17 protein-coding genes are annotated in these 18,365 nt (G+C 75.4%); 8 read left to right on the forward strand and 9 right to left on the reverse strand.

The features are described 5' to 3' along the window. Window positions 1-28: 28 nt before the first annotated feature. From BLU95_RS20060 to BLU95_RS20070, 3 genes are all read right to left on the reverse strand, one after another. The gene (locus BLU95_RS20060) at window positions 29-1,522 is read right to left on the reverse strand and encodes an FAD-dependent monooxygenase (RefSeq protein WP_093861243.1); all 1,494 of its coding nucleotides are present in this window, start codon (window positions 1,520-1,522) and stop codon (window positions 29-31) included. 168 nt (window positions 1,523-1,690) lie between these two features. Then, a complete protein-coding gene (gene paaN / locus BLU95_RS20065; protein ID WP_093861244.1) occupies window positions 1,691-3,391 on the reverse strand; it encodes a phenylacetic acid degradation protein PaaN in 1,701 nt (566 codons plus the stop codon). A gap of 169 nt (window positions 3,392-3,560) precedes the next feature. Then, entirely contained in the window at window positions 3,561-4,829 is a 1,269-nt protein-coding gene (locus BLU95_RS20070; RefSeq protein ID WP_093861245.1) for a putative hexosyltransferase, read from the reverse strand. Window positions 4,830-4,954: 125 nt separating this feature from the next. Between BLU95_RS20070 and BLU95_RS20075 the strand changes: the two genes are divergently transcribed. Further along, a complete protein-coding gene (locus BLU95_RS20075; RefSeq protein WP_093861246.1) occupies window positions 4,955-5,539 on the forward strand; it encodes a TetR/AcrR family transcriptional regulator in 585 nt (194 codons plus the stop codon). A 135-nt stretch (window positions 5,540-5,674) separates the two neighbouring features. Here the strand turns inward: BLU95_RS20075 and BLU95_RS20080 are convergent, their stop codons facing one another. Beyond that, window positions 5,675-6,121, reverse strand: coding sequence for an Lrp/AsnC family transcriptional regulator (locus BLU95_RS20080; RefSeq protein ID WP_078879731.1), 447 nt, complete (start codon window positions 6,119-6,121; stop codon window positions 5,675-5,677). Window positions 6,122-6,285: 164 nt separating this feature from the next. Here BLU95_RS20080 and pdhA point away from each other — a divergent pair, with 164 nt between their 5' ends. The 4 genes from pdhA to BLU95_RS45155 all read left to right on the forward strand — a co-directional run bounded on the left by pdhA (window position 6,286) and on the right by BLU95_RS45155 (window position 11,868). Further along, complete coding sequence (gene pdhA, locus BLU95_RS20085) at window positions 6,286-7,425, forward strand: pyruvate dehydrogenase (acetyl-transferring) E1 component subunit alpha (RefSeq protein WP_093861247.1); 1,140 nt, start codon at window positions 6,286-6,288, stop codon at window positions 7,423-7,425. Further along, the gene (locus BLU95_RS20090; RefSeq protein ID WP_400749066.1) at window positions 7,422-8,441 is read left to right on the forward strand and encodes an alpha-ketoacid dehydrogenase subunit beta; all 1,020 of its coding nucleotides are present in this window, start codon (window positions 7,422-7,424) and stop codon (window positions 8,439-8,441) included. Before pdhA ends, BLU95_RS20090 begins: the two co-directional genes overlap by 4 nt. A 5-nt stretch (window positions 8,442-8,446) precedes the next feature. Further along, window positions 8,447-9,814 (forward strand): dihydrolipoamide acetyltransferase family protein, encoded by a 1,368-nt coding sequence (locus BLU95_RS20095; protein ID WP_093864995.1) that lies wholly within the window; start codon window positions 8,447-8,449, stop codon window positions 9,812-9,814. 230 nt (window positions 9,815-10,044) lie between these two features. Beyond that, window positions 10,045-11,868 carry a globin domain-containing protein gene (locus tag BLU95_RS45155; RefSeq protein WP_286158569.1) on the forward strand — a complete coding sequence of 608 codons (1,824 nt, stop codon included), beginning with the start codon at window positions 10,045-10,047 and terminating at the stop codon, window positions 11,866-11,868. 67 nt (window positions 11,869-11,935) lie between these two features. On the opposite strand, the gene BLU95_RS20105 is transcribed toward BLU95_RS45155, so the two are convergent. Further along, window positions 11,936-12,463, reverse strand: coding sequence for an NUDIX domain-containing protein (locus BLU95_RS20105; RefSeq protein ID WP_093861249.1), 528 nt, complete (start codon window positions 12,461-12,463; stop codon window positions 11,936-11,938). Window positions 12,464-12,619: 156 nt separating this feature from the next. Continuing rightward, window positions 12,620-12,994: a phage holin family protein gene (locus tag BLU95_RS20110; RefSeq protein WP_093861250.1), complete on the reverse strand. Its 375-nt coding sequence runs from the start codon at window positions 12,992-12,994 to the stop codon at window positions 12,620-12,622. Window positions 12,995-13,097: 103 nt separating this feature from the next. Between BLU95_RS20110 and BLU95_RS20115 the strand changes: the two genes are divergently transcribed. The 3 genes from BLU95_RS20115 to BLU95_RS20125 all read left to right on the forward strand — a co-directional run bounded on the left by BLU95_RS20115 (window position 13,098) and on the right by BLU95_RS20125 (window position 14,617). Continuing rightward, window positions 13,098-13,415 carry a cupin domain-containing protein gene (locus BLU95_RS20115; RefSeq protein WP_093861251.1) on the forward strand — a complete coding sequence of 106 codons (318 nt, stop codon included), beginning with the start codon at window positions 13,098-13,100 and terminating at the stop codon, window positions 13,413-13,415. 37 nt (window positions 13,416-13,452) lie between these two features. Further along, window positions 13,453-14,121, forward strand: coding sequence for a thiaminase II (gene tenA / locus BLU95_RS20120; protein WP_093861252.1), 669 nt, complete (start codon window positions 13,453-13,455; stop codon window positions 14,119-14,121). A gap of 295 nt (window positions 14,122-14,416) precedes the next feature. Continuing rightward, window positions 14,417-14,617 carry a DUF5326 family protein gene (locus BLU95_RS20125; RefSeq protein WP_030305494.1) on the forward strand — a complete coding sequence of 67 codons (201 nt, stop codon included), beginning with the start codon at window positions 14,417-14,419 and terminating at the stop codon, window positions 14,615-14,617. 58 nt (window positions 14,618-14,675) lie between these two features. Here the strand turns inward: BLU95_RS20125 and BLU95_RS20130 are convergent, their stop codons facing one another. The 3 genes from BLU95_RS20130 to BLU95_RS20140 are packed head-to-tail and all read right to left on the reverse strand — an operon-like array spanning window position 14,676 to window position 18,336. After that, complete coding sequence (locus tag BLU95_RS20130) at window positions 14,676-15,599, reverse strand: NAD-dependent epimerase/dehydratase family protein (protein ID WP_093861253.1); 924 nt, start codon at window positions 15,597-15,599, stop codon at window positions 14,676-14,678. Beyond that, window positions 15,590-16,852: a cytochrome P450 family protein gene (locus BLU95_RS20135; RefSeq protein ID WP_197698604.1), complete on the reverse strand. Its 1,263-nt coding sequence runs from the start codon at window positions 16,850-16,852 to the stop codon at window positions 15,590-15,592. Before BLU95_RS20135 ends, BLU95_RS20130 begins: the two co-directional genes overlap by 10 nt. Further along, window positions 16,849-18,336 carry a class I adenylate-forming enzyme family protein gene (locus BLU95_RS20140; RefSeq protein ID WP_093861254.1) on the reverse strand — a complete coding sequence of 496 codons (1,488 nt, stop codon included), beginning with the start codon at window positions 18,334-18,336 and terminating at the stop codon, window positions 16,849-16,851. Before BLU95_RS20140 ends, BLU95_RS20135 begins: the two co-directional genes overlap by 4 nt. Window positions 18,337-18,365: the final 29 nt, after the last annotated feature.

Raw genomic sequence — 18,365 nt, forward strand, 5'->3', positions numbered from 1 at the left:
GCCTCTCCCCCGGGCCCGCGCGGGCGGCTCAGACCTCGCCGAGCCATTCGGTGAGGGCGGCGCGCAGCTCGCCGGCGCCCGGGTCGACGGCGGCCCAGGCGGCGTAGCCGTCCGGTCGGATCAGCAGCACGGTGTCGCGCAGCTTGCCGTGCGGGTCGGCCGGGGCGACCGTGACCAGGCGCTCCCGCCACGGGTCGGCGGCCGCCACCTCGTCATTGCTGACCAGCACGAACCGGCCGGCCCGCAGTGCCTCGTAGAGCCGCTCCGGGGCGGCCGGGCCGTTCTCGCGGGGCGGTTCGAGACCGGTCAGCCGCAGGTCCGGGACCCGCTTGCCGACCAGCGGGTGGGCGTCCTTGGGCGCGGGGTAGGAGATGCCGAGGCCGGAGACGGTGCGGGCGCCCCGGTCCACCACGGCGTCGACCCGCCCGGCGACCTGGACCAGTGCCCCGCGCAGCGCCCGGGTGGCGGCGGAGTGCGCCATCGCGACCCGGATCATCGCGCCGGAGGCGCGCAGGACCGTCCGGCCGACGGGGTGCCGCTCGCTCTGGTAGCTGTCGAGCAGTTCGTCGGCGACCCCGTCGCGCAGGACGGCGACGAGCTTCCAGGAGAGGTTGGCGGCGTCCTGGAGGCCGGTGTTCATGCCCATGCCGCCGGCCGGGGAGTGGCAGTGGGCCGCGTCGCCGGCCAGGAAGACCCGTCCGGAGCGGTAGTCGGGGACCTGCCGCTCGTCGCTGTGGAAGGTGGAGCTCCAGCGGACGTCGTGCAGGCCGTAGTCCTCGCCGAGGGCGCGGCGGGTGATGTCGGCGAGCAGGTCGGGTCCGGGCTCGGTGCCGTCCGGGACCTTCTCGGTGCTGTCGTGGGCGAGCACGCGGTACCAGCCGTCGCCGAACGGCACCAGCAGCGCGAAGCCGGTCTCGGCGGCGCCGGCGGCGGTGCCCTCCTCGGGCTCGCGCTCCAGGCGGACGTCCGCGAGCAGGACGGAGTCGACCACCGACTCGCCGGGGAAGGGCAGCCCGAGCAGGTCGCGGACGGTGGAGCGGACGCCGTCGGTGCCGACCGCGTAGCGGGCCCGGTGGGTGGTGGTGGCGCCGCCCTGGAGCGTCTCGACGGTGACGCCGTCGGGGTCCTGCCGCAGGCCGGTCACCTCGGCGCCGCGCAGCACGGTCGCGCCGGCCTTCACGGCCCGGTCGTGCAGCAGCCGTTCGGTGTTGTACTGCGGCGTGAGCAGGACGAACGGGAAGCGGGTCGGCAGGTGGCCGAGGTCGATCCGGACCCGGTTGAAGGCCGTCAGCGCCTCGACCGGGCGGCCGGTGGCGATGAGGTCGTCGGCGAGGCCGCGGGCGTCGAGGAGTTCGAGGGTGCGGGCGTGCACGGCGAACGCCCGGGTGAGGTTGGACTCGGTGGCGCGCTTCTCCAGCACGGTGACGCCCAGGCCGGCGGCGGCGAGGTCTCCGGCCAGCAGCAGGCCGGTCGGCCCGGCGCCGACCACGATGACGTCGGTGACGGTCTGCTTCTCGGTCATGTGTCAGCTCCCGGTGCTCGAACAGCGGCTGGACGCCGTGCGTGGCGTTTCCCCGGCCCCCATCATCGCTTCCCGGGAGTGGCGTTGTGAATCTCCGGTCCCCGGCGCGTGGCCGGGGACCGGAGGGCGGGGCCACCGGGAGGGCGGTACCGGCCCGGTGGCGGCGGCTCAGCTGTGGCGGCGGATCTCCACGGTGCGGAACCGGTTGGCGACGAAGGCGCCGTCGCAGTAGGCGGAGTTGGCGGCCGGGTTGGCGCCGGTGCCGTGCAGGTCGGAGAAGGCGGCGGTCTGGTTGGCGTACACCCCGCCGGTGAGGTTGAGGGAGAGCGAGACGCCGGCGTCGAGGGCGGCCTCGACCAGGGCGGCCTCGACCTCGGCGGAGGTGGTGTAGGCGGCGGCGGTCATCGCGCCCTGGGTGCGGACGGTGTCGCGCAGCAGCTCGACGGCGGCGGCGGTGTTCTCGACCGCGACGGCGAAGGAGACCGGGCCGAAGCACTCGCCGCGCAGGACCGCGCGGTCGTCCGGCTTGTCGGCGTCCAGCTTGACCAGCGCCGGGGTGCGGACGGTCGCGCCCGGGAACTCCGGGTGCTCCACGGCCCGCGGGGCGAGGGCGAGTTCGCCGTACTCGCCGCCGGCCGCGGCGGCCGAGCGCTGGAGCACGCCGGGGTTGACCACGGCGCCGAGCACGCCCGCGGCGCGGGCGTCGTCGGAGAGCAGGCCCTCGATGGCGGTGGCGAGGTCGCGGACCACCTCGTCGTAGGACTTGGCGCCCTGGTCGGTGTCGATGCCGGTGCGCGGGACCAGCAGGTTCTGCGGGGTGGTGCACATCTGGCCGCTGTAGAGCGAGAGCGAGAAGGCCAGGTTGTTCAGCATGCCCTTGTAGTCGTCGGTGGAGTCGACGACGACGGTGTTCACGCCGGCCTTCTCGGTGTAGACCTCGGCCTGCTTGGCGTGCTCCTCCAGCCAGTCGCCGAAGGCGGTGGAGCCGGTGTAGTCGATCAGCCTGATCTCGGGGCGGACGGCCAGGGTGCGGGCGACCGTGCCGCCCTCGTGCTCGGAGGCCAGGCAGACCAGGTTCGGGTCGAAGCCGGCCTCGGCCAGCACCTCGCGGGCGGTCCGGACGGTGAGCGCCAGCGGGAGCACGGCCCGCGGGTGCGGCTTGACCAGCACCGGGTTGCCGGTGGCCAGCGAGGCGAACAGACCGGGGAAGCCGTTCCAGGTCGGGAAGGTGTTGCAGCCGATCAGCAGGGCCAGTCCGCGCGGGACGACGGTGAACTCCTTGGTCATCACCAGGGGGTCCCGCTTGCCCTGCGGCTTGGTCCAGCCGGCGCTCTCCGGCAGCCGGGTCTGCTCGGCGTACGCGTAGGCGACGGCCTCCAGGCCGCGGTCCTGGGCGTGCGGGCCGCCGGCCTGGAAGGCCATCGGGTAGGCCTGGCCGGTGGTGTGCATGACCGCGTTGGCGAACTCGTGCGAGCGGGCGTTGATCCGGGCCAGGATCTCCAGGCAGACCGCGGCGCGGGTGAGCGGGCCGGCGGCGGCCCAGGCCGGGCGGGCGGCGGACAGCGCGGCGATCAGGGCGTCCGGCCCGGCGTGCGGGTAGCCGATGCCGAGCTCGAGGCCGTACGGGGAGACCTCACCGCCCACCGGGTCGCCGTCGGCGGGGTGGCCGGGGAGCTCGAACGGCAGGTTCAGCAGGGCCTCGAAGGCGGCCCGGCCGTCCGCGGCGGCGCTCTCGCCGTACGCCTTCGGGAACTCGGGGTAGGGCGACCAGTAGTCGCGCTTGGCGGTGGCGTCGACCGCGGCCGCCAGGGTGGCCCGGTGGCGTTCGACGAGTTCGGCGACGAGGGGGTGGGTGACCGCTGCGGACATGGTGTGCGCTCCTCAGAGGGGAGGACGGGACACGTCACAGAGTAACCGAACGATCGGTCGGCTCAAGAGGGCGAACGGGAACGGTGTGCCGCAGCGCACCGGGGGCGGGCGAAAACGCCGGGGGCGCGTCCGCAGCGGACGCGCCCCCGGGGCCGGCTGACCGGAGGGGTTACGGGATGCCCAGCTCGAAGATCACGTACCCGCCGTACCAGCCGGAGGCGACCGCCCCGAAGCCCAGTACCGCCGCCAGCACCGGCCAGCTCAGCTTCCGCATCGCCACCGCGAGCGCGATCAGCAGCGGGAAGGCCGGCAGCAGGTAGCGCGAGGTGTTGCCGAAGATGCCCAGGCTGCCGAGCACCGAGACGATGGTGGCCAGGGTGTACGCGGTCAGCACCAGCGGCGGGCGCAGCCGGACCAGCAGCACGATCAGCACCGGCAGGCTCAGCACGATCAGCGTCGCCAGCATGTCGGCCGTGTGGTACGCGAACGGGTAGTCGTTGCGGCCCAGCAGTACGCCGCGGATCGCGGCCCAGGTGCCCTGGCCCCAGTCGAAGTAGTGCAGCCAGGCGTCGTGCTGGAGGGTGAAGTAGCCGCCCCACTCGCCCATCCGCCAGCCCACCCAGCCGACGTAGCCGAGCAGCCCCAGCGGGGCCAGCAGCATCGCGGTCAGCGGGCGCGCCACCCCGCTCTCCCGCCGGTACAGCTCCACCAGGGCGGCCAGGCCGACCGCGCCGATCAGCGCCGCCGAGGTGGGCCGGTTGAGTCCCGCGACCAGGGTGAGCACCCCGGCCGCCACCCACTGCTTGGTCATCACGCAGTAGCAGGACCAGGCGGCCAGCGCGATGAACAGCGAGTCCGAGTAGAGCGCCCACTCGGCGCCCGACCCCGGGGCGATCGCCCACAGACCGGCCGCGATCACGCCGGCGCGCGGCCCGGCCATCCGGTCCACCACGGCGTAGATGCCGGCCGCGGCGAACAGCGAGGCGACCACCGAGACGATCATCCCGGCCCCGTACAGGCCGAACGGGCTCACCTCGGAGACCAGCCGCATCAGGCCCGGGTAGAGCGGGAAGAAGGCCGCCGAGTTCTGCTCGATCGTGAAGCCCGGGACGCCGTTGGGGACGCTCACCAGTGCCGGGTGGTAGCCGAACAGGGCGACCTGCTGGTACCACCAGCCGTCCCAGCTGGCCAGCACGTCCCAGGGGTTGGCGCCGCCGCCGAACCGGGGGTGCTTCTCGAGGTAGTCGCCGGAGAAGGAGAGCAGCTTCATGAAGACGGTGAAGCCGACCAGCTTCAGGACGGCGTAGCACCACACGGCCGGGCCGAAGCGCAGCACGAGCTCCCGGGCGCGCTCGCGCCAGTCGGAAGCGGGCTCGGTCGTGGTGACGCCGCTACGCTGTTCGGGCAGATCGGATTCGACTGCCGGTATTGCGCTCATGCGACTTCCCCACCTGCTCGGCCATGGACGGATCGTCCGCCGAGTCTAGGGTCTGGCTCCGGGCTTTGGTGTGGACCAGGGCACCCGGGCGCGGTCGGGGCGGGGCGGGCGGGGATACTCGGGGAATGGCCGATCACACCCCGCGCACCGCCTACACCGTGGAGTCCCTGCTCGCGGTGACCGTCGACGTGTTCAACGAGCGCGGGTACGACGGCACCTCGATGGAGGACCTGTCGCGCGCGGCCGGGATCTCCAAGTCCTCGATCTACCACCACGTGCGCGGCAAGGAGGAGCTGCTCCGGCTGGCCGTCGGGCGGGCCCTGGACGGTCTGTTCGGGATCCTGGCCGAGCCGGGCGCGGTTCGGGGGCCGGCGGTGGAGCGGCTGGAGCACGTGGTGCGGCGGACCGCCGAGGTGCTGCTCGCCGAGCTGCCCTACGTCACCCTGCTGCTGCGGGTGCGCGGCAACACGGCCACCGAGCAGTGGGCGCTGGAGCGTCGCCGGGACTTCGACCACCAGGTGGCCGAGCTGCTGCGGGCCGCCGTCGCGGACGGCGCGCTGCGGGCGGACGTCGAGCCGCGGCTGGCCACCCGGCTGCTCTTCGGCATGATCAATTCGATCGTGGAGTGGTACCGGCCGGGCCTCAAGGCCGCCGACGGCGTCGCCGACGCGGTGGTCCACCTGGCCTTCGACGGCCTCCGGGCGCGGTAGCGCGGTTCCGCGGGCGCGGCGCCGCGCCCGCAGGCAGTGGTCCCGTGGGGGCGGTCCCGCGGGCGGCGGTCCCGTGTGTTCCGGGCCGCCGCGCCCCGCTCCGGTCCCCTGCGCCGCCCCCTCCGCGTCCCGCCGTCAGTCCGGCGGCACCTGGTCGGTCTCCTCGAAGACCAGCATGGTGCGGGTGCCGAGCACCTGGGGGATCGACTGGATGCGGTTGAGCACGAGCTCCCGCAGGGCGTGGTTGTCGGCCGTGTGCACCAGCAGCAGGACATCGAAGTCACCGCCGACCAGGGCGATGTGCGCGACCCCCGGCAGGGCCAGCAGCTGCTCCCGGACCGTCCGCCAGGAGTTCTGCACGATCTTCAGGGTGATGTAGGCGGAAGCCCCCTGACCTGCCCGTTCGTGGTCCACCCTGGCGGTGAAGCCGCGAATCACGCCGTCCTCGACCATCCTGGAGATCCGGGCGTACGCGTTCGCCCGGGACACGTGCACCCGCTCGGCCACCGAGCGGATGGAGGCGCGGCCGTCCTGCTGCAGGAGCCGCAGGATCGCCCGGTCGACCCGGTCGAGTCTGGACATCTGTTCAGCCGACATGACCCCCCACCCCCGACGATTGGACGCAATGCCACCAGTCGACCGCCACCCGGGCCGATTGTCCACCACCTTCGCACGCTTCTGGTCAAGATGAACAGACGACCGAACAATCGGTAGGGAGCCCCCGCGACCCCTGGAGGTGCCCCGAGATGACCGTTCTCGACCACAGACACCACACGGCCGTACCCGGTTGGCTGCCCGGGGCCACCGCCCCCCGCACCGACCCGGCCCCGCTGCTCCCGGACCCCGCCCCGGTCCGCGTCCTCGGTACTCCCGCGCTGGAGAAGCACGACCCCCAGCTGCTCCGCGAGCTGTACCGACGCCTGGTCGTCGGCCGCCGCTACAACCAGCAGGCCACCACCCTCACCAAGCAGGGCCGGCTCGCCGTCTACCCCGCCTCGACCGGGCAGGAGGCCTGCCAGGTCGCCGCCGCCCTGGTGCTCGAGGAGCGCGACTGGCTCTTCCCCAGCTACCGCGACACCCTCGCCGTGGTCTCCCGCGGCGTGGACCCGCTGGAGGCCCTCACCCTGCTCCGCGGCAACGCCCACACCGGCTACGACCCCAGGGCCACCAGGACCGCGCCGCTCTGCACCCCGCTCGGCACCCAGGGCCCGCACGCGGTCGGGCTGGCGCACGCCGCCCGGCTGAGCGGCGAACCGGCGGTCGCGCTGGCCATGCTCGGCGACGGCGGCACCAGCGAGGGCGACTTCCACGAGGCGCTGAACTTCGCCGCCGTGCTGCAGGCACCGGTGGTCTTCCTGGTCCAGAACAACGGGTACGCGATCTCCGTCCCGCTCAGCGCGCAGTCCGCCGCCCCGACCCTGGCCCACAAGGCCGTCGGCTACGGGATGCCCGGCCGGCTGGTCGACGGCAACGACGCGCCCGCCGTGCACGCGGTCCTTGCCGAGGCGGTCGAGCGGGCCCGCACCGGCGGCGGCCCGACCCTGGTCGAGGCGCTCACCTACCGGGTCGAGGCGCACACCAACGCCGACGACGCCACCCGCTACCGGACCGGGACCGAGGTCGCCGCCTGGCAGGAGCACGACCCGATCCTGCTGATGGAGCGCGCGCTGCGCGAGCTCCGGGTCCTGGACGACGCCCTGGTCCGGGACGCGGCCGAGGAGGCCGAGGCGCTCGCCGCCCGGATGCGCGCCGAGTTCCACGCCGAGCCCGAACTCGACCCGATGTCCCTGTTCGCCCACGTGTACGCCGAGCCGACCCCGCAGCTGCGCGAGCAGGCGGCGCGGCTGGCCGAGGAACTGGCCGCCGAGGCCGAGGTGCAGTCCTGATGACGACCGCTGTCTCCCCCGCCGCCCCCGCCGCCGGGGCCCGCACCACGAGCATGGCGCAGGCGCTCAACACGGCGCTGCGCGACGCCATGCGCGAGGACCCGGCGGTGCACGTGCTCGGCGAGGACGTCGGCGCGCTCGGCGGCGTCTTCCGGATCACCGACGGCCTGACCGCCGAGTTCGGCCCCGACCGCTGCCTGGACACCCCGCTCGCCGAGGCGGGCATCCTCGGCACCGCCGTCGGCATGGCCATGTACGGACTGCGGCCGGTGGTCGAGATGCAGTTCGACGCCTTCGCCTACCCGGCGCTGGAGCAGCTGTTCTCGCACGTCGCCAAGATGCGCAACCGCACCTCCGGCCGGCTGCCGATGCCGATCACCGTCCGGATCCCCTACGGCGGCGGCATCGGCGGCGTCGAGCACCACAGCGACGCCTCCGAGGCGTACTACGCCTCCACCCCCGGTCTGCACGTGGTCACGCCCGCCACCGTGGCCGACGCGTACGGGCTGCTCCGGGCCTCGATCGCCTCGGACGACCCGGTGGTCTTCCTCGAACCCAAGCGGATGTACTGGGGCAAGGACGGCTTCGACCCGGCCGCCCCGGTCGAGCCGATCGGCCGGGCGGCGCTGCGCCGGACCGGCACCTCCGCGGTGCTGATCACCTACGGCCCCTCGCTGCCGGTCTGCCTGGAGGCGGCCGAGGTGGCGAAGGCCGAGGGCTGGGACCTCGCGGTGCTGGACCTGCGCACCCTGGTGCCGTTCGACGACGAGACGGTCTGCCGGGTGGTGCGCTCGCTCGGCCGGGCCGTGGTGGTGCACGAGGCGGCCGGCTTCGGCGGCACCGGCGCGGAGATCGCCGCCCGGGTCACCGAGCGCTGCTTCCACCACCTGGCGGCGCCCGTGCTGCGGGTCACCGGCTTCGACATCCCGTACCCGCCGCCGATGCTCGAGCACCACCACCTGCCCGGGGTGGACCGGATCCTGGACGCGGTCGCCCGGCTGCAGTGGGAGGACTGAGGATGATGCCCGTCGTGCGCGAGTTCACCCTGCCCGACCTCGGTGAGGGACTCACCGAGGCGGAGGTCGTGCGCTGGCTGGTCGAGGTCGGCGAGGTGATCGCGATCGACCAGCCGGTGGTGGAGGTGGAGACCGCCAAGGCGGTGGTCGAGGTGCCCTGCCCCTACGGCGGGGTGGTGACCGCGCTGTTCGGCGCGGTCGGCGAGGAGGTCCTGGTCGGCGCCCCGCTGGTGACGGTCGCGGTGTCGCCGGGCGAGGGCGAGCGGCCGCTCGCGGCGGTGGCGGCGGTGGAGCGTGCGGCGGCGGTGGAACGGCCGCTGGTCGGGTACGGGGTCGCCGAGCCGGCCCGGAGCGGACGGCGGCGCCGGGTCGGGGGCGGCGGGGCATCGGTTCCGGTGGCTCCTTCGGTTCCGGTGGTCGCCCCGGTGGTGGCCGCACCGGTCCCGGCGCCGGTGGCCGCGGCGCCGACCGTGGCGCCGGGCGTGCCGGCGGTGATCTCGCCGCTGGTGCGGCGGCTGGCGCGGGAGCAGGGCGTGGAGCTGGCGGCGGTCGCCGGCAGCGGGCCGGACGGCCTGATCATGCGGGCGGACGTCGAACGGGCGGTCGCGGCCAAGGTCGCCGTGGCGCCCGCCGCCGTCCCGGCCGTCGAGCCGGTGGGGACGGCCGGGCCGGTGCCCGCCGCGGCCGGGTCCGTCGTCCCGCTGCGCGGGCTGCGCAAGGCGGTGGCCGAGAAGCTCGGCCGCAGTCACCGGGAGATCCCCGCCGCGACCTGCTGGGTGGACGCCGACGCCACCGAACTGATGTCGCTGCGAAGGCAGTTGAACGCCGTTCCGGGGCCGAAGGTGAGCGTGCTGGCGCTGCTCGCCCGGATCTGCGCGGTCGGACTGGAGCGCTTCCCGGATCTCAACTCCAGTGTGACCGCGGACGGTTCCGGAATCCTGCGGCACTCGGCGGTGCACCTGGGCTTCGCGGCGCAGGGCGAGCGCGGCCTCGTGGTCCCGGTGGTGCGGGACGCGCAGCGCCTCACCACCGAGCAACTCGGCGCGGAGCTGGCCCGGTTGACCGAGGCGGCGCGGACCGGGGCGATCGCCCCGGCCGAGCTGACCGGTGGCACGTTCACCCTGAACAACTACGGGGTGTTCGGGGTGGACGGTTCCACCCCGATCCTCAACCACCCGGAGGCGGCGATGCTCGGGGTGGGGCGGATCGTCGCCAAACCCTGGGTCCACCAGGGCGAGTTGGCGGTTCGCGAGGTGACCCAGCTGTCGTTCACCTTCGACCACCGGGTCTGCGACGGCGGTACCGCGGGCGGGTTCCTGCGGTTCGTCGCGGACTGTGTCGAGCAGCCGGGCGTGCTGCTGCGGCGGCTCTGAGCCCGGGTTCCGTTCGGCGAAGTGTTCGCCCTGGGTGGTGGAACCGACACCCAGGGCGAGCGCGGCGGGGAGAGTAGCGCGTCCGGGGGGCGGGTGTCCGGGCTTCACGCTATTTGTCGGATGAGCACTTCGGGCATGCCACGCTTCCTGGGCGTCAACAGAGACAAGCCAGGTGGTGGCGTAGGCCGGCCGGAGGCGAAACGATTCTCTTGGGTACTCGAAACGTTGCGGTGAAGTCCCGCAGGACACTCCTGGTCCGTACCGGGCACGGCTCGGCGGCGGCCTCGGCCGTTCCCGGGCTGCCGGAGGCCGCGCCGGGCGGCGTACCGGACGCCGCGCCGGACGGCGGGCAGGGCGTCGCGCCGGACGCCGGTGCGGACGTCGGCGCTGCCGATGCCGCGGAGCCTCCGGTTCCGCCGGTTCCGCCCGACCTGCCGCCGGTGTCCGGTGCGGTCGGGCCTGCGCCCGTGGCACCCGGGCCGATCGCGTCCGGGCCGATCGCGCACGGGCCGATCAGGACCGGGCCGGTCCTGCCGCTGGAGTCCGTGCTGTCCGTGGTGCCGGTGCAGTCCGTCCGGCCGGTGGTTCCGATGCCGCCGTCCGCGCCACCCGCCCTCCCGGCGTCGATGGTCGTCCCGCCCAGGCCCGTCGAACCGCCCGCCGTCCCGGCCCCGCCCGCAGCGGCGGTGGCGCCCGGTGGCGCCGTGATCGAGCCACTGTTCCCCAGCGCGCCCGGGCTCAACTGGGCCGGACCCGGCGACCAGTGGTCCCGCGCGTGGGTGCCGCGCGACCTCGGTGGGGCCGCGTCACCGGCCGCTCCGGCGACCGCTCCACCGGTCGCGGCCGCGCCGGCGGCCCCGCTGCCCGCCGCGCCGGAGGCCCGCGACGCCGCCGAACTGCCGCCCACCGCCAGGGACATCGAGCTCATCCGGACCAGCCTGGCGGTGGTCGAGCCGGTCGCGGACCGGGCCACCGCGCACTTCTACGCGCTGATCTTCCTCAGCCACCCCGAGATCAGGGCGCTCTTCCCGGCCGCCATGGACGTCCAGCGCGACCGGCTGTTCCGCGCCCTGCTGACGGCCGCCCGCAGCGCCGGGGACCCGGAGGGGCTGCGGGCCCACCTGGGCGCGCTGGGCCGGGGGCACCGCCGCTACGGCACACTGACCGGCCACTACGGCCCGGTCGGCGAGTGCCTGGTGGCGGCGCTGGCCAAGTACGCGGGCAGCCGGTGGAACGCCGAGACCGAACTGGCCTGGCGCCGGGTGTACCGGCTGGTCTCCTCGATCATGATCGAGGCCGCCGAGGAAGCCGCCCGCACCTCACCGCCCTGGTGGCAGGGCGAAGTGGTGGCGCACGAGCGCCGGACCCCGGACGTCGCGGTGCTCACCGTCCGCCCGGACCAGGCCTACCCGTACCGCGCCGGGCAGTACACCAGCCTGGAGACGCCCTGGTGGCCCCGGGTCTGGCGGCACTTCTCGTTCGCCTCCGCGCCCCGCCCCGACGGGCTGCTGACCTTCCACGTCAAGGCGGTGCAGGCGGGCTGGGTGAGCAACGCCCTGGTGCACCGGGCCGCGCCCGGGGACCTGCTGCGGCTCGGCCCGGCGGTCGGCGGGATGACCCTGGACGACACCGACGACGGCGACCTGCTGCTGGTCGGCGGGGGCACCGGGATCGCGCCGCTGCGGGCACTGGTCGAGGAGGTCGCCGGGCGCGGCTCCGGGGGCCGCTCGGTGGAGGTGTTCCACGGGGCGCGGACCTCCGCCGAGCTGTACGAGCTGGCGGCGCTGCGGGAGTTGGCGGAACGGCACCGCTGGCTGACCGTGCGTGCGGTGCTGTCCGGCCCCGGCGCCGGGACGGCGGAGTCCGCCGCCGCGGGCCTGCTCGCGGGCGAACTCCCGGAGGCGGTGGCCCGGTTCGGGCCCTGGACCGGGCGGACGGCCTATCTGTCCGGCCCGCCCGCGATGGTCCGCCGGACGAGCGGGGTACTGCTGCGGGCCGGGCTGCCGGCCGAGCGGATCCGGCACGACCTGGTCGGTGACCTGGCCGCGCCGTGAGCCGTCGGGTCGCGCCGTGGACCTTCGCGCCGTGGGCCGTGGGCCGTGGGCCGTGAGCCGTGAGCCGTCAGGCGAGGTCGGGGGCGAGCAGGGCGCGGACACCCTCGATGTTGGCGGCCAGATAGGCCCGCAGGGCCGGCGGCACCACATTGACCGAGGTCACGCCCTCGCGGGTGAACGGCACCCGCACCACCTCGTAGTCGCCGTTGGGCTCGTCCACCTCGGGGCCGTGCCGACGGTCGAGGTCCATCGAGGCGAGCCGGCAGACGAAGAAGTGCTGCACCTTGACCCCGTGCGGGTGGAGCAGGCTGCCGTCGTCGTGGTGGGTGTGGCTGATGGTGTCCACGAAGGCGTGGACCACGTCGACCACCTTGCCGCCGAGTTCCTCGTCCAGCTCGCGGTGCAGGGCTTCGAGCACGGTGCGGTCGCTCCGCTCGACACCCCCGCCGGGCGTGATCCAGTACGGGTGCGGTGCACCGGGGCGGGTGCGCCTGATCAGGACCAGCGAGGCCGGTCCGTACGGGTCGTCCGGATCCGTCTCCAGCACGATCGCCCGGGCGGTGCGCTTGACGACGGGGCGGGGCGGGGTGCGCATGCGACCTCCGGGGCTGGAGCGTTGTGCGGGAGTCTCCCGCAGCCCGGACCGGCCGAAACGCGCCCCGCCCCGGTTGCGTCCGTCCGGGGCGGGACGGCGCGTCCGGGGCGGGACGTGCGGGCGGGGCGTGCGGGGCGTCGGTGTCGGCGTTCGCGGTCAGTCCTCGTCGAGGGCGAGGCTCAGGCCCCAGGAGACCAGGCTGATGATCAGTGCGCCGAACAGCGCGGACCAGAAGCCGTCGACGTGGAAGTCGAGGTCGAGCTTGTCCGAGGCCCACGAGGTGAGCCAGAGCATCAACGCGTTCACCACGAAGGTGAACAGGCCCAGCGTGAGGATGAACAGGGGGAGCGAGAACAGCTGCACCACCGGCTTGATCAGCCAGTTGACCACGCCGAAGACCAGCGCCACGGCGACCACCGTGAGCGTCTTGTGCTTCCAGTCGTCCCCGGTGAGCGTGATCCCGGAGACGATCCAGGCGGCGACCCAGATGGCCGCCGCGTTGATCAGTGTCTTGATGACGAAACCCTTCATGGGGCCAGCGTCCCAGGTCGGTCAAGGGGTGACGCGGCTCCGGGCGCCGCGGTGGTGTTGAATGCCGGTGGTTCGAGGTCCGTACGAGGAGGGGTGCTCCCCGATGAAGCTGTTCCGACTGGACCGACTGGACGCCGAGCGCGCCGCCAACGACGGCGCGTACCTGCGCTTCCTGCGGGAGCCGCGGATGTCGGCCGGTCTCTACGCGCTCGCCCCCGGCGACACCGACACCCAGACCGCGCACGCCCAGGACGAGATCTACCAGGTGATCAGCGGCCGGGCCGAGCTGACGGTCGGGAACGAGACCGCCACCGTCGGCCGGGGCACCGTCGTCTACGTGCCGGCCGGCACCCCGCACCGGTTCCACCACATCACCGAGGAACTGCGGGTGCTGGTGGTGTTCTCCCCGCCCGAGGACTGAACCGCGGGCGCGGCGGACGGCCGGTTAGGGTCGGGTCATGAGCCTGAGCCTGACCGAAGAACTCTGGGCGGCGATCGAGCCGGTCTACGCCGAGATCCTCGACCACCCCTTCATCGCCGGCCTCACCGACGGCACCCTGCCGCGGGAGGCGTTCCGCCACTTCGTCGTGCAGGACTCGCACTACCTGCGCGACTACGCCCGCGCGCTGGCCGTCTGCGCGGCCAGGGCCCCGGGCGAGGAGGAGGTGCGCGCCTTCGCCGACGACGCGATCGGCGCGCTGGCCGCCGAGCAGGGCATGCACGCCGAGTTCCTGGACGCCTTCGGCGACACCGCCGAGGCCGCGGCCGCCGAGCCGGTGCTGCCGACCACCCGCGCGTACACCAGCTACCTGCTCGCCACGGTCTACGGCGGCTCCTTCGCCGAGGCGGTCGGCGCCGTGCTGCCCTGCTACTGGATCTACGCCCGGGTCGGCGAGCGACTGCTCGCCGAGGGCTCCCCCGACCCGCTCTACGCGAAGTGGATCGCCACCTACGGCGACGAGGCGTTCCAGTCGGTGGTGCGGCGGGTGCTGGCGCTGACCGACCGGCTCGGCGAGGAGATCTCCCCCACGGAGCGGCGCCGGGTGGTCGAGCACTTCGTCACCACCTCCCGCTACGAGTGGATGTTCTGGGACGCCGCCTGGCGCCGGGAGTCCTGGCCGGTCTGAGGCCGGGGCGGGGGCGCTCCCAGGGGTGCCACCGGGGGTGCGGCGGGGGCGCGACCGGCGGTGCTGGCAAGGGCACGGCGGGGTGCGGCGGGGGCGTGGCCGGGGTCGTCCCCGGGGCCGTTCCCCGAGGTCGGGGCCGGGTTCACCCGGGGGCCGGGCTCGGGGTGATCTCCGGGTTCTCTCGGGGCCGTTGGCCCTCGATCCGTCCCCCGGGCCGCCGTACGATCGAAGTACGAAAGCGAGCGGGATGCGGCACCGGACGGCAGCCGACCCCAAGGGGAGAGAAGGAACGGACATGGCTGAGCTCTGGAAGTCGCTGCCCTCGTGGGTGCGGAACATCGTTGTTCCGGTACTGGTGCTGATCCTGGCGTGGAACCTGCTGATGTTCGTCTTCGGCGTGGTCGGCGCGCTGCTGGCCTTCGCCGTCAAGGCGCTGGTGGTGGTCGGTATAGCCGCCGCCGTGGTGATCCTGGTCAAGAAGGCCGCAAGGAACTAGCGCCCCGGACCTGCCCCGGCGCCCGCGTCCCCGCCCCGGGGGCGCGGGCGCCGGGCGTTCACGGGCGCGGCGCTGGGCCGGTGGCGGTCTCGCGGAGGAAGGCGTCGAGGTCCCGGTGCGGCCGCCAGCCCTGGGTGCGGGCGCGGGTGAGGTCCAGTACGACGTGGCGGGAGAGCTGGTCCACCGCGTACGGGGTCAGACCGGGGAGCCGTCCGGAGCGGGCCGCCAGCCTGGCCAGCGGGGCCGGCACATGGTGGATCCGGGCGCTCACGCCGTGCGCGGCCAGCACCGCGCGGACCACCTCGTCGCGGCGGTAGGGGCGGGCGTCGGCGATGTTGTAGGCGACCGGCGTCCACGGGCGGTCGCCGGTGCGGCCGGCACCGACCGCGGACAGACAGGCGTCGGCGAGGTTCTGCACCGCGGTGAGGCTGAGCCGCACGTCACCGCCGGGCAGCAGCAGCCGTCCCCGCCGGACCCGCGCCAGCAGCCGGGGCACCAGATGCGGGTCACCGGGCCCGTACACCGCGCGCGGGCGCAGCACCACGGCGCCCGCGGCGAGGGCGAGCCGCTCCCCGGCGGCCTTGGTCCGCCCGTACGCGTTGAGCTGGCCGGCCCCGGTGGGGTGGTCCTCCCCGACGGAGCCGCGGTCGGCCCTCGGGTCGTAGACGCTGGCGCTGGAGACCCAGACCAGCGGGCGGTCCCCGGCGGCCCGCAGCAGCCGCTCGGTGCCGGCGACGTTGACGGCGTGCTGGGCGGCCTCGGCCCCGGCGCCCCGGGGCAGATCGGCGACGGCGGCGGCGCAGTGCACGATCACGTCGGCGCCGGTGAAGTCGGGCTCCCCGGCGGTGGCGTCCCAGGGCACGTGGCGCCCGGCCGGTCCGGGGCGGCGGCCGTGGCAGAGCACCTCGTGGCCGGCGGCGAGGGCGGCCCGGACGACGTGGGAGCCGCAGAAGCCGCTCGCGCCGGTGACGGCTATCCGCATCGGGTCTCCTCGGGGCAGCTCGGTCCGGCGGGGTGCGGTCGGGGCGGGTGCGCTTCGGCGGGGTGCGGTCCGGCCGGGTGTGCCTCGGCCGGGTGTGCCGCGGTGGGACGCGGTCCGGCCGGGGTGGGGATTCGGGTGGCGCGCAGGGTGAGTTCGGCCCAGCCGGGCAGCGCGGCCCGCCGGTCGGCCCGGGCCCGGACCACCACCGGCCGGTACGGCGCGAGCGCGAGCAGCAGTTCCGTGAGCAGGGCGCGGGCCACCCCGGCACCGGGGCAGGCGTGCGGGCCGGCGCCGAACACCGCCTGGTCGGCGGCGGGCCCGGGGGAGGGCGCGGGCCGGTGCGCCCCGGCGGCGTGCCGGGCGACCAGGACCAGCCGGTCACCGGCCCGGACCCGCCGCCCGGCCAGCACGGCATCGGCGGCGGCCACCCGGGGGAGCAACGGCGAGGGCGCGGTGAGCCGGAGCAGTTCGGCGGCCAGCGCGGGCGCGCCGGCCGCGTCGGCCGAGGCCCAGAGTCCGGCGTCCGCGCACCACGCGGCGGCCCGGGGGAGCGCGGCGACGCTGGTGTTGACGGTGGCGACCGCGACCATGGCGTCCCGGGGGTCGGGCAGCAGCGCGGCGAGCCCGGCGGCCCGGGCGGCGGCCGTCCGGGCCGTGCCGGGCGGGCGGGGGCCGGGCAGGTGGTCGCGGGCGGCGGCCGCGGCGGCCGCGGCGGCGGCACCGGCGAGCCTCGCCGGACAGGCCGCCGCCCCGGTCAGCGCGGCGGCCGTGACGCCCGCCAACTCCTTGGCGACGGAGACCAGTTCGAGGTCACCGTCGGCGAGTCCGGGGATCCGCGCGGTGAGCACCGCCTGCCAGGACGGGCGGAGCCGGTCCACCGCCGAGGCGTCCAGTTCGACCGCCAGAGCGCGCCGGGCGGCCCGGTGTTCGGCGCCGTCCTGGTCGAACAGCAGTCCGCCGGAGGTGAGTTCGGCGGCCGCCCCGCCGGTGGTGCCGGGCGCGGTGCGGTCCAGCGGGATCCGGGTGAGCGCGGTCCGGAAGGCCTCGGCGTCGTGCACCAGCACGGTGCGGCCGAGCCGGACGACCGGACGGCGGCGGGTGACGGCGAGCAGCGCGAACAGCAGGGGGTGGCTGCGCAGATAGACCCGGCGGTCCCGGCGGCGGGCGGCCCGGTGCGCGGCCGGTACCGGCGTCGGCGCCGCGCGCTCCGCCGTCCTCCCGGCCCGCTCCCCCACGTACGTGTCCCCGCTCATCCGGCGAGCTCCCGGGCGCACCGGGCGGACGCCGCGGCGCGGTCCGGCTTGCGGGAGCGCCCGGCCAGTGGCACCCGGCCGAACAGCACCGCGTCCGGGCGGGCCGAGCCCATCCGCGCCAGCGGTCCGGCCAGCGCGGCGCGCAGCCGTCGCGGGTCGGTGCCGGGCGAGGGCTGCACCAGGGCGACCAGCCGTTCGTCGCCGTCCCCGTCCGGGACGCCGACCAGCACCGCGAGTTCGACGCCCGGCAGGTGCAGGGACGGTTCGTAGAGACCGGGATAGATGTTCTCGGCGCGGCGCAGCACCATGTCCTTGAGTCGCCCGCCCAGCACGATCCGGCCGTCCGGGTCGAGCGTGGCGAGATCGCCGGTGCGCACCCAGGGGTCGGGCTCCTCGCCGAGGTAGCGGTGCCGGGCGCCCGGGCCGCCGAGCAGCAGTTCGCCGTCCGGTGCCAGTGCGGTGCGCACGCCCGGCAGCGGTGCGCCGACCAGGTCGCCGGGCCCGGTGAAGGCGCTCTTCTCGGCCTCCTCGACGGCGGCCGCCGGGAACAGCTCGGTGAGCGCGTAGACGCCCCAGGCCTGTTCCGCCCCGGCCTGCTTCACCCGGCGGAGCAGGGTGGCGTCGGCGGGTGCCGAGCCGGTCCAGACCCGGCCGGTGAACCGGGCCCCGGCGCCGAGCGCGGCGCGCAGCTGCGGCGGGGTGAGGTAGGTGTGGGCGGGGGCGAGCCGGGAGAGCTGGCGGGCCAGCGCGGCCGGTTCGCGGGCGGGCAGGGCGACCGCGGCCCCGGCGCTCAGCGCGGGGACGAGCACGAAGAAGGTGCCGCCCAGGACGACGGAACCGGGACGCGGGTCGACCAGTTCGCCGACGGTGCGCAGGCCGGCGGCCAGACCGCCCCGGGAGTGCACCACGGCGCGCGGACGGGCGGTGGTGCCGGAGGTGAAGACGATGACGGCGTCCGTGTCGCGCGCGGGTGCGTCCGACCCGGGGACGCGCGGTACCGAGGCGCCGAAGCGTCCGACCCGCAGCCGGGGCGCGCAGCCGGGCAGGCGTCGGCCGAGGGTGGCGACCGGGCCGAGCACCTCCAGCGGTGGCAGGGCGAGGTCGGCGCGGCGGGCCAGCGGCCGGGCCCAGCCGGCCACGGCCTGGGCGGCGGCGTCGGCGAGGACGAGGTCCGGGCGGGCCAGTGCGAGCCGGGCGGCCAGGACGTCGGGACCCGCGGTCGGGTCGAGGACGGCGATCCGCAGGCCGAGGCGGTGCGCGGCGAGCATGACGGCGAGTGCGCGCGGGCCGGGGCGCAGGGCGAGGCCGAGGGTGGTGTCCTCGCCCAGGCCGCGGGCGTTCAGGGCGACGGCGTAGGTGTCGGCGAGGGCGGCGAGTTCACCTCGGCGGATCCGGACGCGGGTGCCGCCGAACCGGGTGTGGGCCAGGACGGCGGGGCGGTCCGGGTGCCGGGTGCGCAGGTCGTGGGCGAGCCGGTCGAGCACGGGGTGTCCTCGGGTTGCGGTGGGTCCGG

It is taken from the genome of Streptomyces sp. TLI_053 (genome assembly GCF_900105395.1).
Taxonomy (GTDB): Bacteria; Actinomycetota; Actinomycetes; order Streptomycetales; family Streptomycetaceae; genus Kitasatospora.